This window comes from Pelatocladus sp. BLCC-F211 (assembly GCF_041928655.1).
In the GTDB taxonomy this organism is placed as follows: domain Bacteria; phylum Cyanobacteriota; class Cyanobacteriia; order Cyanobacteriales; family Nostocaceae; genus Pelatocladus.
In genome coordinates this window covers 55,107-68,272 of the sequence record NZ_JBHFLM010000073.1, presented here as the reverse complement: position 1 = coordinate 68,272, position 13,166 = coordinate 55,107, and the positions used below count along the sequence as shown (strand labels likewise).

Sequence of the window (13,166 nt, the reverse complement as noted above, 5' to 3'; positions counted from 1 at the left end):
TCGATAGTTTGTGTAGAAAGTCTTTGCGAGTATCGGCAATTTTGTTATGCAGTTTTGCGATTCTAATTCGAGTTAAGTTTCTACGTTTTGATTCTTTGGGTTGGCGTGCTAATTTTTTCTGAAGTTGGCGAATTTTCCTGTCTAATGTTGAATAGCTAGGACTTTCAGCTTTTGTTCCATCTGACATTACAGCAAAAGTTTTTATCCCTAAATCAATACCAATGCTTTGGTTCTTAGCGTCGATTTGAATAGGATCAACTTCTACAACAAAGCTAAGGAAATAGCGATGAGCACAGTCCTTTACCACAGTACAAGAAGTAGGCGCAGAGGGCAGACTTCTAGACCAAATTGGCTTAACGTTGCCAATCTTAGCCAAGTACACCTCACCACATTTCATTGAAAAACTATTAAGCGTAAACCTTGCAGACTGTCTACTTGTTTTCTTTTTAAATCTTGGAGTTCCTACTTTGTTGCCTTTTCGTTTGCCTCTAAGTGAATCAAAAAAGTTTTTGTAGGCAATACCCAAGTCAGCAACAGACTGCTGCAATGGAGTAGTAGAGACGCCTGAGAGCCATTCCCGTTCAATAGTCTTTTTGGCTTGTGTGATGACAAGTTTTTGCAGGTCACTGTTTTTAAGAAGTTTCTTGGACTGTTTGCAGATAGCCAACGCATCGTTCCATACCACACGAACACATCCAAACAACTGAGCTAAACTCTGTTGTTGTTGTGCTGTTGGGTAAAAACGATACTGGTATCTGGCTTTCACTAACTTCCCTCTAAGTCTGTGATTATTATATATCATTTAGACATACAAAACCATGGATAAAAGCGTATTTTTCCGATTAACAGAAGAAGAGTTAGCACATCTTGAAGAGTATTGCAAACCAATTAAGAGAACAAAGTCTGATGTACTTAGGGAATTGATTAGGAAGCTAAAAATTAAGAAAAAGTCGCCCTTCTAGGGCGAGGCTTCAGACCCATTGTTTTGGTGAAAATAACAAAAATAAAATATATCTTTATATCCTCTATCTCCCAACTGAGAAGCAAAAATAGACAATTATGTCTTAGGAGTCGTTTATTCTGAATTCAACTAATATACCTAACTAAATAACTGAATAATTCAGTATTTAATAATATTCTAGAGTCTTAAATACTGAATTATGATTTTCTTACTTAAAATTTAAACTTTGGTACAGATATACATTTGGTAGTTTGAGAGGGGTCAGTCGGCAAAAAAAAGCATTTATAGCTTGAATTGTTTTTATAACTGATTAATCCAAGCTTTTCCTCGTTCTGTCGTTAATTCAGATTGATTATCTTCATCAATTACTAGTCCAACTAACTTACCATTTCTTAATGCTTTAGCAACAGATTCAAATGTTTAGTAAACCAAGTGGTGGTGTAATTTCAATCTTGCCAGTTTCCAAATTTACCATTGGTGCGATCGCTTTCACAAAAGGAATCAAAACAGTCTTTTGTTGGTTGTTGCTGGTTGGTGGTTGGTGTAACTTGACTTCTAATAAATCATTACCAGCAGCAATCACGTCTACCACCGTACCAACAAGTTCGCCAGACTCCTGCATAAAAACTTGCAAGCCAATTAAATCAAGGACATGATATTCATCCTCTCCTAACTGGGGGCGATCGCTTTCAGGAACCATTAACTTACAACCGCGCAATTCCTCAGCTTGATTGCGATTATCCACACCACCCAGCTTAATTACGTAGAGATTTTTACCTTCAATATAACGACCCGCAACCAATTCTACTGCTTGCGGTTTCATCTCTCCTGTACGCAACAACCAACGCTTTCCCGGAACCTCAAAACGTTCGGGAAAATCCGAGTCAGGATACACCCGCATTTCTCCGTGTAAACCTTGAGGTGCCACAATCGTACCAATTTCCATCCAATCTTCCAATTGAGGAGTGACAGAAGTAGAGATAGAAGGATTGGAAAATGAAGAGTCAGATTTTTTTCGATCTTCTTTTCTCTTTTTCTCCTTGTCTCCTTGTCTCCCTGTCTCCTTTTGTTTCATATTTTTCTTCATCTTCCTTTGTCTCCCCAATTCCTATTTTCAACACACTTCCTACACTCCCCAATCCCCAATCCCCTTACGAACAACTAGTCAGCGCCGCACCACATTGATCTTCACTTGCCAACCAACCTTTGATACCTTGATATTCAACCTGCGCCCATTCTCCCTGACAGCCTAATAATTTGACACTCGTGCTGGGGGGAACTTTGCCAATTTTTTGACTTTTTTGATTGGCATTGCTGTAAATATTTACACCATCAGTACCATATCCCCGCGAGGATATACTTAACATTGGTAAATACACCCAGCCCGTTCCTTTAAAATCACCAGTGATATCAGTAATTTTGACCCATTTTCCCGAAGCAGCAACTATCTTGACTGTCTCATTAGTAGCTATTTTCCCCAAGATTCTGTGAGTAGGACTTGCACCACTCCGCACGTTTAGACCTTGTGGCTCTTTGGTGATGACGTAGGCATAAATATCACATTTTTGTTGCTTGGGTGGTTGTGCGAGGACAGTTTGATTGGCGATACCAGTATTAACAAGCACACTAATACTACAAAACGCTAAGGCGATCGCTTGCTGAAAAACTTGATCGTTCAATTGTTTTCTCCGATTTTTAGACACCAGCAAGATCGCTGATGTCATATTTTTACCTCAAATCGTAGCCAAACAAATTCGGATCTACTTCTGTGAGTTGCAAATCTGCTAAACCATACTCCGCCCAACGCCTTTCCACCATCGCTGCTATTTCTGGATCTGATTCTAAAGGTGCGCCCCATTCGTGTTCGGTTTCTGGTGGAATCTTTGTAGTTGCATCCATACCCATACGTCCACCTAAACCAATTTTTTCACTGGCAAAATCTAAGCTATCAAAGGGCGTATTCGGCAGAATAAATACATCCCGTGTGGGATCTACTTTAGAACTAATTGCCCACACAACTTGACGCGGATCTCTAATATTGATGTCTTTATCCACGACAATCACAAATTTGGTGTAAGTAAACTGTGGTAGCGCACTCCAAAACGCTAATGCAGCCCGTCGCGCTTGTCCAGGATAGGCTTTATCTATAGATATGATGGCTGCTTTGTAACTCAAAGCTTCCATGGGTAAGAAGAAATCGATAATTTCCGAAACTTGTTGGCGTAGTATGGGAGTATAAATCCGATTGAGAGCGATCGCCATCATCGCTTCTTCTTTGGGTGGACGACCGCTAAATGTGGTTAAATAAATCGGGTCTTGGCGCTGTGTCATGCAGTGGAAGCGAATCAGGGGTGAATCTTCCACACCACCGTAATAGCCCATGTGATCACCAAAAGGCCCATCTGGTAAAATTTCCCCTGGTGTAATTGTTCCTTCGAGGACAATTTCAGAATCAGCAGGAACCTCTAAATCTACGGTTTTACACTTTGCCAATTTTACACCGGAACCACCGTAAAGTCCGGCGAACAACCATTCAGATAAATCTACCGGAATTGGTGTGGCTGCTGCCATGATAATTAAAGGATCAACACCCAAGGCGATCGCAACTTCTAATTTTTTGCCATGTTCGGCGGCTTTGCGTAAATGTCTCGCCCCACCCCGCACCGACAACCAATGCACGGTCATTGTATTGTGAGATTGTAGTTGCAATCGATACACGCCGACATTGGGTGTACCTGTCTCACAATCCTTAGTAATTACAAGCCCCAGAGTGATTATCTTGCCACCATCACCAGGATAGGGACGTATCAAAGGTAACTTGTTTAAATCCAAATTTTCCCCTTGAATTACCACTTGTTGACAAGCGGGGAAAAAATCTCGTCCAGGTTTCGCCTTGAGTACATCAAACAGCACTTTACCAAAATCGATCGCTTGGGAAATCTTTTTGGGCGGTTTGGGTTGTTGTAGCATCGCCAGCTTTTTCCCTAGTTCTTCCAATTCCTGCGGATGCTGCATATTCATCGCCCAGCATATCCTTTCCACCGTCCCCATTAGGTTGATCGCCACTGGTACAGATGAACCTTTGACGTTTTCAAACAATAACGCCGGGCCGCCCTTTTGTAGCATTCGGTTGGAAATTTCCGCGATTTCTAAATCTGGATCTACTGGCGCTGTAATTCGCTGTAGTTGTCCCTTTTGTTCTAGAAGTTTGATAAATTGCCGTAAATCTCTTGCCATCGTGTTAGAAAAATTTTAAGAACTATGAAGCGTTTTTTATATTATCTGTTATTTCTCTTCTCTAGTTCTTTCGTTACTCTAGTATTTAAAAGGCAATAGGGAACTCTTAACAGGGAACAGGCAAGAGGCAGTATAAAAAATGTCTAAAATTACTCCAACTGCTTTAGTGACGACTTTAGCAATAGCAACAATTATTTCCTACCCATCGATAACACTGGCACAAATTCCCAGCAACGAAGATAGTAATACTACACAAATAGGTTGTTTTTCTGGATACCCAGATGGGAGATATCGTGGTTCTCAACCAGTCACCCGCTACGAATTTGCTGCGGGAATGAATCGTTGTTTAAATCAAGTAGAAGAACTTATTCCCAATCGGGCAAATTTAGCCACGAAATCAGATTTTGATGTTTTAATCAAACGGCAAATAGAATTAAATCGGCAAGTTCGAGAATTAAATCAGCGAGTTGAGAATATTCAAAAATGATTTTTGGCTCGAATTTATAGATGTACACCGATGAAGACGGATCATGACTCAACAACGGGAATTCCCTAATTGGAATAATTTATATCAAGAACGCCAAGTTGAGACGATGCCTTGGTACAATCCAGATTTGGATGCTGATTTGGAGCAAGCTTTAGCTAAGTTGAAGATTAACTCTGGGACAGTGTTGGATTTAGGAACTGGACCAGGAACACAGGCGGTAGCATTAGCGAAAAAAGGTTTTCGAGTTACCGGGACTGATATTTCTGAAGCTGCGATCATTCAGGCTGAGAGTAAAGCTAAAGAAGAAGGTTTAGATATAACATTTAGACAAGATGATATTTTTAATAGTCATTTAAATCAAGAGTTTGATTTTGTGTTTGATCGGGGCTGTTTTCATGTATTTCATCCTGATTTGAGACAGGATTATGTCCGCATTGTCCATAATTTGATTAAGCCCAAAGGTTACTTATTTTTGAAATGCTTTAGTCATTTGGAAACAAGAGAAGAAGGCCCTTATCGATTTACACCTGAAGAAATCAAGAAAATTTTTGGCGATCGCTTCAATGTCATCTCTATTCAGGAAACAGTTTATCAAGGTACTCTCGACCCATTGCCCAAAGCATTATTTAGTATTTTAGAAAGAATTTAAGTCTCTTAGTGCTTTAATTTTTAATTGTCGTGAGGATGCGATCGCACTCCATATTTATAATTAGGTAACATAGAAAGAGTCCGTAATGGCTCTGCAACAGGTGAAAAGCCATGTCCGAAACAGCCCTCACAGCACCCTATGTAACACTGCCACCAACTCAGGCAGAACTCCCTTATGATGATGGTGAGCCAATGGAGAGTCAACGCCATAAATTGCAGATGGATCTGTTAATTGACGCCTTGACACCTTGGCTAGAACAACGAGAGGATGGCTATGTAGGCGGCAATATGTTCGTCTACTACAGCATGGCTCAAGTGCGGAACAAAGATTTTAAAGGACCAGATTTTTTTGCTGTCTTGGGAGTTCCAAAAGGAGAACGTCGCAGTTGGGTAATTTGGGAAGAAGAAAAAGCACCAGATGTGATCATTGAGTTATTGTCTGAGAGTACCGCCGCAGTTGATAAAAATCAGAAAAAGTTGATTTATCAAAATCAGATCCGCGTGCCAGAATATTTTTGGTTTGACCCCTTTAATCCTGATGATTGGGCTGGTTTCTTTTTAAGTAATGGAGTTTACCAACCTTTGGTTGCAAATGAACACAATCAATTAGTCAGTAAATCATTGGGGTTAGGACTGCAAGTTTGGCATGGAAATTATAAAGGTGTTGAAACATCTTGGCTACGTTGGGCAACATTAGAAGGAGAATTGCTACCTACATCAGAAGAAATTGCACAACAAGAACGGCAAAAAGCACAACAAGAACGACAAAAAGCAGAACAGGAACGACAAAGAGCAGAACAAGCAGAGTCTAGGCTATTACAAACAGCACAAAATCTCCTGCAAACAGGAATGTCAGCAGAACAGGTGGCAAATTTAACAGGTTTTTCTATATCTCAAATAGAACAGATCACTAACTAGGTTTCATTTGTCATTTGTTATTGGTAAGGGTTTAAAGCGTGTTTATTTTTCGTAACTCGCATTCTATTTATTTCGATTTACCTACAAATATCGCTGTAATAAACCAATTACTATTTCTGGCTGTTCCAGATGTGGCAGTATTCCTGTATCAGGAATCGCATGAAAATCTTGAATTGCTCTTGAATTCAACTTTGCTAATCGTTGTCCTAATTTCACAGTTGTAAATTGTGCCTCTTCCCCCCAAAAAATTACTGTGGGAATATTTAGCTGTTCAATATATAAACTTAAATCAAAATAAAGATCACCCCGCAAAAATGCCAATGCTGCAAATTTGGCATTTGGCTGTTGAGCAGAAAATAAATATGCCTCTACTATTTCTGGCGAAACGCGTTCCGGTTTGGCAAACAAAAAACTTTGCAAAAAGTTATTTACTGCCACTTCATTTTCAGCACCCAAAGCATAAATTAAATTATCTAACAGTGGAGTATTGATCACCTGAAGTGGAAGTCTACGCCCAGAACCTTGTCCAAAGTCATCAAAACCAGAAGGACAGACTAAATATAGCGTTTGGAATAAAAAAGGTTGAGCAATAGCCAGTCGAATTATCAAAGCAGCAGTTAGAGAAGATGCAACTACTTTCACAGGTGGACAACAAGTGTGTCTGATAAATTCTGTAATGATTGTGAGATAATCATTGATTTGATAATCTCGTACTGGATGAGCAGAATCTCCCCAACCAATTAAATCTGGTGCGAGTATGCGGTGAGAAGTCGCAAAAGCAGGATAAACTTTCGACCATTCATAAGCAGAAGATCCACCACCAAAACAGTGAAAAAATATTAGTGGTGTTAAATCTTCAGTATCGCCATTACACCAAGGTGCTGCAATTTGGGTATAGTAAACCATTGACCCTAATGAGGTGTGGATGATTTTATGCCCGAAGCCGGGAGGTTGAAACTGAAGCATGGTCAACCGATTTTGGATTTTGGATTTTGGATTTTGGATTTTGAATTGATTTCACAGATAAATCTGGGGACTTGTACCATCGAGAAATTATCGGTATTAGTCATTAGTCATTGGTCATTGGTCATTGGTCACTTGTCATTGGTATTCTTTAGAATTAACCATTCTCTTTTACTAGCTTTTATCTTTTCCATTCTCGCTTTTTCCTTCTTGTTTTCGCTAGTAAACATTTTGTCATCGTGTGGCAAGATGAATAAAAACACTCGCACCAGCCCACCATGTTAGGAAAGCTACTAGACGGTCGTTACAGAGTTATCCAAGTCCTGAGTGCCGGAGGATTTGGTGAAACCTATATTACTGAAGATACCCGCCGACCAGGAAACCCTAAATGTGTTCTCAAGTTGCTGAAACCTGCGAGTTCTGAACCATATTATTTGCAAACTGCGAGACGCTTATTTAATAGTGAAGCAGAAATACTCGAACAATTGGGAAATCACGACCAAATTCCTCGTCTATTAGCTTATTTTGAAGCAAACGAAGAATTTTGTTTAGTGCAAGAGTTGATTGTGGGACACCCACTCAGTGCAGAAATGCGGGGTGGTCAACCTTGGAGCGAAAGCCAAATTATCCAAATGTTGCAGGATGTTTTGGGAGTGTTGGAGTTTGTTCACGGTTACAGCGTGATTCATCGTGATATCAAGCCGGATAATTTAATTAGACGTGACTCAGATGGCAAATTGGTTTTAATTGATTTTGGCGCTGTGAAACAAATGCGATCGCAACTCGCCAATTCTCCCAGTCAAATGACTGCAACTGTTGCGATTGGTACTCCTGGATATATGCCGGCAGAACAGGCCCAAGGTAGACCACGCCCAAATAGTGATATTTATGCTGTGGGGATAATTGCCATTCAAGCACTAACGGGGATATTACCAACTCAGTTACAAGATAATCCCGAAACTGGGGAAATTATTTGGCCAAATCAAGCGCAGGCATCCCCCAGATTAGTAACTATTTTACAAAAAATGGTGCGTTACCACTATCGCAATCGCTATCAATCTGCAACAGAAGTATTGCAGGATCTTCAGCAATTACAATATCCAATACCACCGACGCAAGCACAAATCTCATCTGTCAACACCCAATCAACAATGCCACAGATGATGAATATGTACCCACTAACATCAGTATCCCCTTCTGGTGTCACGGACTACTCCACTCCTGCTTCTCAAGTTGCACCACCAGCTTGGATAGACAAAACTCTCTCTGTGGCTAGATTCTTACCTTTTGTCGGTGCGGCAGGATTATTTTTATTTAAAGCACCCACCTGGATTATTCTGCTAGGTATTGGTTTAGCAACTTTTGGAGTCGGTCTATTTTTCCTTCGTTCTTCCTATCCAAGGCTAGCAAAAGATTACGATGCGGTATTTGCTGTTGTATTCTGTTTGAGTGGCATACTCCTCCTATTTCAAGAATATCAATCCTATGGCAATCAAGAAATACCAATCAGCCAGTTTTTGCTAGCAGGAGCAGGTATATTTTCTGCTGCGGAATGCATTCGTTTACGTGGAATGAAGAAATAACCACTAACCACTAACCAATAGATAAATGTTTAAAAATCCACTTAACCTCATCGGTACAATTTTAATTATTGCAGCCCTTGCTTTATCAGCTTTACCTTTTGTGCGTCCGAATTTATTCCGTCGGCAAGATATAGTATTAATAATAGTGTTTTTGATTAGTGGTTTTATTCTATTTTTCAATGATAGATGGTATGGAAAAGAACTAATACAATTTAATTTAATTCTTTTGACCATATCTGCTATTTTTTACACTTTTGAAAGTATCCGATTGCGAAGTAAAAATCCACAACAGTAAGGATACGATTATGACTGATAAAAATCGCTCTCAATGGGACTTAGGTCGATTTATCCAAACCCTTACTTATTTTGAAGTTGTACCTTTGATTAACTGGATACAAGATTTATTTCAAGGTCATACTAAAGATAATCAAAATCAACCAAGTGGAGCAAAACAGGTGGGTGTCATACTAGTAGCAGGGGCGACGGGTGGTGTTGGGAAGCGAGTGGTACGGCGACTAGTTGAACAGGGTTATCGAGTGCGATCGCTTGTACGTGACATCGAGAAAGCCAGACAAATTCTTGGTGATCAGGTTGACTTGGTAGCTGCGGATATTACTCAGCCAGAAACTTTAACATCCTTGGTCATGGCTAATATCCAAGCTATAATTTGTTGTACCGCAGTACGTGTACAGCCAAAAGAAGGAGATACTCCAGAGCGAGAAAAATACTATCAAGGTGTAAAATTTTACCAGCCAGAAATAGTCGGCGACACTCCCGAAAATGTAGAGTATCGAGGCGTCAAAAACTTGGTAGAAGCTGCTGCAAAATATCTATCTGCTTCTGGAGACAAAATATTATTTGATTTCACCAACGCATCCACAGAAATAAAAAATATCTGGGGTGCAGTAGATGATGTAGTCATGGGTGGAGTCAGTGAAAGTAATATGCAATTAGTAGAAGGTACAGCTTTATTTGCTGGTAATGTTTCCACTGCTAACTCTGGTGGCTTTGCTTCTGTCAGAACAAAAAATTTCTCTCCTGCTTTTAATTTATCTGGCTACGAAGGTATAGAATTGCGGGTCAAGGGAGATGGGCAGCGTTATAAATTCTTTCTCCGTACAGACACAAAATGGGATGGAGTTGGTTTTAGTTATTCTTTTGACACAATAGCCAATACTTGGATCAATGTTCGGATTCCCTTTGCGGATTTGACTCCTGTATTTAGGGCTAAAATTTTGCAAGATTCTCCGCCAATTGACACCAATCAAATTTCCTCATTTCAATTAATGTTGAGCAAGTTTGAATATGATGGAGAATTAAATCCACAATTTTCTCCTGGTGGTTTTGCCTTGCAATTAGAATCAATTAAAGCTTACGGAGGAGAAAGTTTACCACAATTTATTCTTGTTAGTTCCGCAGGGGTGACTCGTCCCGGACGTCCAGGAATTAATTTGGAGGAAGAACCACCAGCAGTTAGATTAAACGACCAATTGGGAGGGATTCTAACTTGGAAATTGAAGGGTGAAGACAGTGTCAGAGCCAGTGGAATTCCCTATACAATTATTAGACCATGTGCATTGACAGAAGAAGCAGGTGGCAAATCTTTAATATTTGAGCAAGGTGACAATATTAGGGGAAAAATTAGTCGCGAAGATGTGGCAGAAATTTGTGTACAAGCGCTAACACAGCCACAAGCCTGTAACGTCACTTTTGAAGTTAAAGAGGGAGAAAATCGCGCTACTTCTATTGATTGGCAAAAATTATTTTCACAATTGCAACCAGATAAGTAGTAAATTCGCACCTTGATATTTCTCGGTTAGAGATTTTTCGTCATAATTTTGGGGTAGTAGAGACGTTGCATTGCAACGTCTCTCCTATTAGCTAATCTGCAATTAATTCAACTGCATCTCTTCCATCTATATCTTGTAAATAAACCTTGACAATCTCTTCTTTGGCAGTGGGTAGCTGCTTACCAACAAAATCTGGATGTATTGGGACCTCACGATGACCTCTATCTACCAGTACAGCTAAACGAATTACCTCTGGTCTACCATATTCGTTGACAGCATTTAAAGCAGCACGAACTGTTCGTCCTTTAAAGATCACATCATCTACAAGTACAACAGTTTTATCTGTCAAATCAAAAGATATTTCGCTCTTGGCTGGAGTTCGTAGCCCTATTTGGTCGAGGTCATCGCGGTAGAATGTAATATCTAAGGCTCCTACCGGCACAGATACACCTTCTAACACTTCAATTTGGCGTGCTAATAATTCTGCTAAAGGTACTCCCCTAGTATGAATACCAAGCAGCACTAACTGGGATAAATCACGAGCCTTTTCGACAATTTGGGAAGCAAGACGAGTGACGGTACGACGGAGTTCTTCAGATGAGAGAATCTCAACCACTTTAGCTTTGGTAGAAGTGGTAGAAATAGTCATATACCAGTATCCCCCTGAGCAAAATTTATACTAAAAAACCGAGTCATGAGGAATCAGTAACAGATGATGAGCAAGAAAAATACAAATAACCGATTACTGATTACTAATTCCCTATTTTCATGATTACTTGTTTATGGCAATTAACAACAGAGTTGTTATCCCTAACCATAACAAAAAGCAATATCGAGTTAGTTGGAAGGCTTGATCAATGCTAGCTGAAGTGATTGGATGAGTAGCATCTCCCAACAGGGGTTTATGTTTAGCCACGCCGCGATACCAATTAGTACCTCCAAGCTGTACATTTAAAGCAGCAGCATATGCACACTCACTCCAACCAGAGTTTAGACTAGGATCATTGGGTGCATCGCGCTGACAAATTCGGATAACATGCAAAGGTTTACTCGACAGCAGCGCGATAGTAATCACCGTTAACCGACAAGGAACCCAAGTCAAGCCATCTTCTAACCGCGCACTAAACCAGCCCAAATCAGTATAAGGTGCTTGTCGATAACCCACCATAGAATCCAGTGTACTGCTGGCTTTATATGCCAAAGCCAAGGGAACTGGGCCGATAAATGGCACAAATGCGCCAACTATTGCATAAAAAAGAGGAGCCATGACTCCATCAACTGCATTTTCTGTGACTGTTTCCAGAATTGCTCGCAAAATCTCTGATTCTGTGAGATTTTCTGTATCTCGACCAACATAATTACTCAGAGTAGAACGAGCGTCCTGGATTTTTCCTAATGTTAAAGGTTGTAAAACTGTTTGAGCTGCAACTCGTAAACTTTTGGCTGCAAAACAACTGGCTAGGAGAATGATTTCTACAGCAATTCCCAACAACGGATGTAGGGATTTAGCAGTTTGTATTATTAAATAACCAACTATTCCACTACCAATGATCAGAGAAATGCCTAAAAATATTCCTGCTAGTCGTTGTGTGAGAGGATTTTGACAATATATGAAAGCAAATTTGCAGAAACGAGAAATTATCCACCCCATTACTCGCACGGGATGAGGCCAGCCCCAAGGATCGCCAATAATGTAGTCTAAATAAGCTGCAAGGATTAAAACAATCATAGAAGTTATTTGTCATTTGTCATTTGTCATTTGTCTTTTGTTGTTTGTTGCTTTGTCATTCATTATTTGTGCAAAGCTAATAACTAATAACTAATGACCAATGACCAATGACCAATGACCAATGACTAAACAATAAAACTGGCTTCTTCACCAAGAGATGCTTGCCAGCTACGGGCATCGTAATAGAGGTCTGCCAGAGTAATACTGTACAACGCTTCTTTCAATTTTTGGTGCAGCCTTTGCCAAAGAGTAAATGTTACCCAATCTTCTGTTTGTCCTGGGGAAGTTTGATGATGGGGTAAAGGTTCTATTGTTTCACCAACGGCTTCTAAAATTTCTCCTAAAGATATTTGTGCAGGTTTCTTTGCCAGTTGGTATCCGCCGATGCTACCACGAACAGATTTTACTAACCCAGCACGACGCATTTCTATTAGGAGTTTTTCTAGGTAAGGAGCTGGGATATCCTGACGAGAGGCGATAGCTTTAGTAGAAACAGGCCCATAAGCAGCTTGCAAACTCAAATCTAGCAATGCTTTGACACTGTAATGTCCTTTGGTAGTTAGTTTCATTTATTTGTCCTTTGTCCTTTGTCCTTTGTCATTAAGATTAGTCTTCACCAATGACTAATGACTAATGACTAATGACTATGACTAAGGATCAGTTTTACTTATCGTTCTGTGTGTTAATTATCAACTAAGTGTAAGTAAACTACTTTTTTCGCAATGGTTTATAAAACTTAAACAAATATAGATTACAGTGTAGCAGTCTTTCATAAACTAGAGATAGTTATCAGCTTCAGCCTGATTTTTTAAATTAATTTTCAAAGTAAATATTAATAGACATGCAAAAA

Annotated in this window: 14 protein-coding genes; 6 read left to right on the top strand and 8 right to left on the bottom strand. The window is 39.8% G+C overall.

What is annotated here, in order from left to right; translation table 11 throughout:
- From ACE1AT_RS08740 to ACE1AT_RS08725, 4 genes are all read right to left on the bottom strand, one after another.
- The coding region (locus ACE1AT_RS08740; protein ID WP_374867329.1) for an RNA-guided endonuclease InsQ/TnpB family protein at positions 1-766 on the bottom strand (766 nt) is incomplete at its 3' end.
- Positions 767-1,373: 607 nt separating this feature from the next.
- The gene (gene rimM / locus ACE1AT_RS08735; protein WP_374867327.1) at positions 1,374-2,036 is read right to left on the bottom strand and encodes a ribosome maturation factor RimM; all 663 of its coding nucleotides are present in this window, start codon (positions 2,034-2,036) and stop codon (positions 1,374-1,376) included.
- A gap of 76 nt (positions 2,037-2,112) precedes the next feature.
- Positions 2,113-2,685, bottom strand: a complete 573-nt coding sequence (locus tag ACE1AT_RS08730; RefSeq protein WP_374867325.1) for an SH3 domain-containing protein — start codon at positions 2,683-2,685, stop codon at positions 2,113-2,115.
- Positions 2,686-2,689: 4 nt separating this feature from the next.
- Positions 2,690-4,198: a UbiD family decarboxylase gene (locus tag ACE1AT_RS08725; RefSeq protein ID WP_374867323.1), complete on the bottom strand. Its 1,509-nt coding sequence runs from the start codon at positions 4,196-4,198 to the stop codon at positions 2,690-2,692.
- A 139-nt stretch (positions 4,199-4,337) separates the two neighbouring features.
- Here ACE1AT_RS08725 and ACE1AT_RS08720 point away from each other — a divergent pair, with 139 nt between their 5' ends.
- From ACE1AT_RS08720 to ACE1AT_RS08710, 3 genes are all read left to right on the top strand, one after another.
- Positions 4,338-4,685, top strand: coding sequence for an S-layer homology domain-containing protein (locus ACE1AT_RS08720; RefSeq protein ID WP_374867321.1), 348 nt, complete (start codon positions 4,338-4,340; stop codon positions 4,683-4,685).
- A 43-nt stretch (positions 4,686-4,728) separates the two neighbouring features.
- On the top strand, positions 4,729-5,334 hold the full coding sequence (locus tag ACE1AT_RS08715) for a class I SAM-dependent methyltransferase (RefSeq protein WP_374867319.1): 606 nt from the start codon (positions 4,729-4,731) through the stop codon (positions 5,332-5,334).
- Between the two features lie 110 nt (positions 5,335-5,444).
- Positions 5,445-6,251, top strand: a complete 807-nt coding sequence (locus ACE1AT_RS08710) for a Uma2 family endonuclease (RefSeq protein WP_374867317.1) — start codon at positions 5,445-5,447, stop codon at positions 6,249-6,251.
- Between the two features lie 81 nt (positions 6,252-6,332).
- Here the strand turns inward: ACE1AT_RS08710 and ACE1AT_RS08705 are convergent, their stop codons facing one another.
- Positions 6,333-7,217 carry an alpha/beta fold hydrolase gene (locus ACE1AT_RS08705; RefSeq protein ID WP_374867315.1) on the bottom strand — a complete coding sequence of 295 codons (885 nt, stop codon included), beginning with the start codon at positions 7,215-7,217 and terminating at the stop codon, positions 6,333-6,335.
- 275 nt (positions 7,218-7,492) lie between these two features.
- On the opposite strand from ACE1AT_RS08705, the gene ACE1AT_RS08700 reads away from it, so the two are divergent.
- From ACE1AT_RS08700 to ACE1AT_RS08690, 3 genes are read left to right on the top strand one after another with little or no spacing between them, the layout of a single operon-like run.
- Positions 7,493-8,797, top strand: a complete 1,305-nt coding sequence (locus tag ACE1AT_RS08700; protein ID WP_374867313.1) for a protein kinase — start codon at positions 7,493-7,495, stop codon at positions 8,795-8,797.
- 25 nt (positions 8,798-8,822) lie between these two features.
- Positions 8,823-9,092: a Ycf66 family protein gene (locus tag ACE1AT_RS08695; protein WP_374867311.1), complete on the top strand. Its 270-nt coding sequence runs from the start codon at positions 8,823-8,825 to the stop codon at positions 9,090-9,092.
- 10 nt (positions 9,093-9,102) lie between these two features.
- Positions 9,103-10,587: a CIA30 family protein gene (locus tag ACE1AT_RS08690; RefSeq protein WP_374867309.1), complete on the top strand. Its 1,485-nt coding sequence runs from the start codon at positions 9,103-9,105 to the stop codon at positions 10,585-10,587.
- Positions 10,588-10,678: 91 nt separating this feature from the next.
- On the opposite strand, the gene pyrR is transcribed toward ACE1AT_RS08690, so the two are convergent.
- From pyrR to ACE1AT_RS08675, 3 genes are all read right to left on the bottom strand, one after another.
- Complete coding sequence (gene pyrR / locus ACE1AT_RS08685) at positions 10,679-11,236, bottom strand: bifunctional pyr operon transcriptional regulator/uracil phosphoribosyltransferase PyrR (protein WP_374867307.1); 558 nt, start codon at positions 11,234-11,236, stop codon at positions 10,679-10,681.
- Positions 11,237-11,359: 123 nt separating this feature from the next.
- Complete coding sequence (gene cbiB / locus ACE1AT_RS08680) at positions 11,360-12,325, bottom strand: adenosylcobinamide-phosphate synthase CbiB (RefSeq protein WP_374867331.1); 966 nt, start codon at positions 12,323-12,325, stop codon at positions 11,360-11,362.
- A 116-nt stretch (positions 12,326-12,441) separates the two neighbouring features.
- Complete coding sequence (locus ACE1AT_RS08675) at positions 12,442-12,885, bottom strand: Rrf2 family transcriptional regulator (protein ID WP_374867305.1); 444 nt, start codon at positions 12,883-12,885, stop codon at positions 12,442-12,444.
- Positions 12,886-13,166 lie beyond the last annotated feature (281 nt).

Bases quoted from the DNA above. Each gene is read 5' to 3' on its own strand.
- ACE1AT_RS08705 (WP_374867315.1), bottom strand. From the start codon at position 7,217: ATGCTTCAGTTTCAACCTCCCGGCTTCGGGCATAAAATCATCCACACC.
- ACE1AT_RS08690 (WP_374867309.1), top strand. From the start codon at position 9,103: ATGACTGATAAAAATCGCTCTCAATGGGACTTAGGTCGATTTATCCAA.
- ACE1AT_RS08730 (WP_374867325.1), bottom strand. From the start codon at position 2,685: ATGACATCAGCGATCTTGCTGGTGTCTAAAAATCGGAGAAAACAATTG.
- ACE1AT_RS08695 (WP_374867311.1), top strand. From the start codon at position 8,823: ATGTTTAAAAATCCACTTAACCTCATCGGTACAATTTTAATTATTGCA.
- ACE1AT_RS08725 (WP_374867323.1), bottom strand. From the start codon at position 4,198: ATGGCAAGAGATTTACGGCAATTTATCAAACTTCTAGAACAAAAGGGA.
- ACE1AT_RS08715 (WP_374867319.1), top strand. From the start codon at position 4,729: ATGACTCAACAACGGGAATTCCCTAATTGGAATAATTTATATCAAGAA.
- ACE1AT_RS08700 (WP_374867313.1), top strand. From the start codon at position 7,493: ATGTTAGGAAAGCTACTAGACGGTCGTTACAGAGTTATCCAAGTCCTG.
- ACE1AT_RS08720 (WP_374867321.1), top strand. From the start codon at position 4,338: ATGTCTAAAATTACTCCAACTGCTTTAGTGACGACTTTAGCAATAGCA.
- ACE1AT_RS08675 (WP_374867305.1), bottom strand. From the start codon at position 12,885: ATGAAACTAACTACCAAAGGACATTACAGTGTCAAAGCATTGCTAGAT.
- pyrR (WP_374867307.1), bottom strand. From the start codon at position 11,236: ATGACTATTTCTACCACTTCTACCAAAGCTAAAGTGGTTGAGATTCTC.
- ACE1AT_RS08710 (WP_374867317.1), top strand. From the start codon at position 5,445: ATGTCCGAAACAGCCCTCACAGCACCCTATGTAACACTGCCACCAACT.
- rimM (WP_374867327.1), bottom strand. From the start codon at position 2,036: ATGAAACAAAAGGAGACAGGGAGACAAGGAGACAAGGAGAAAAAGAGA.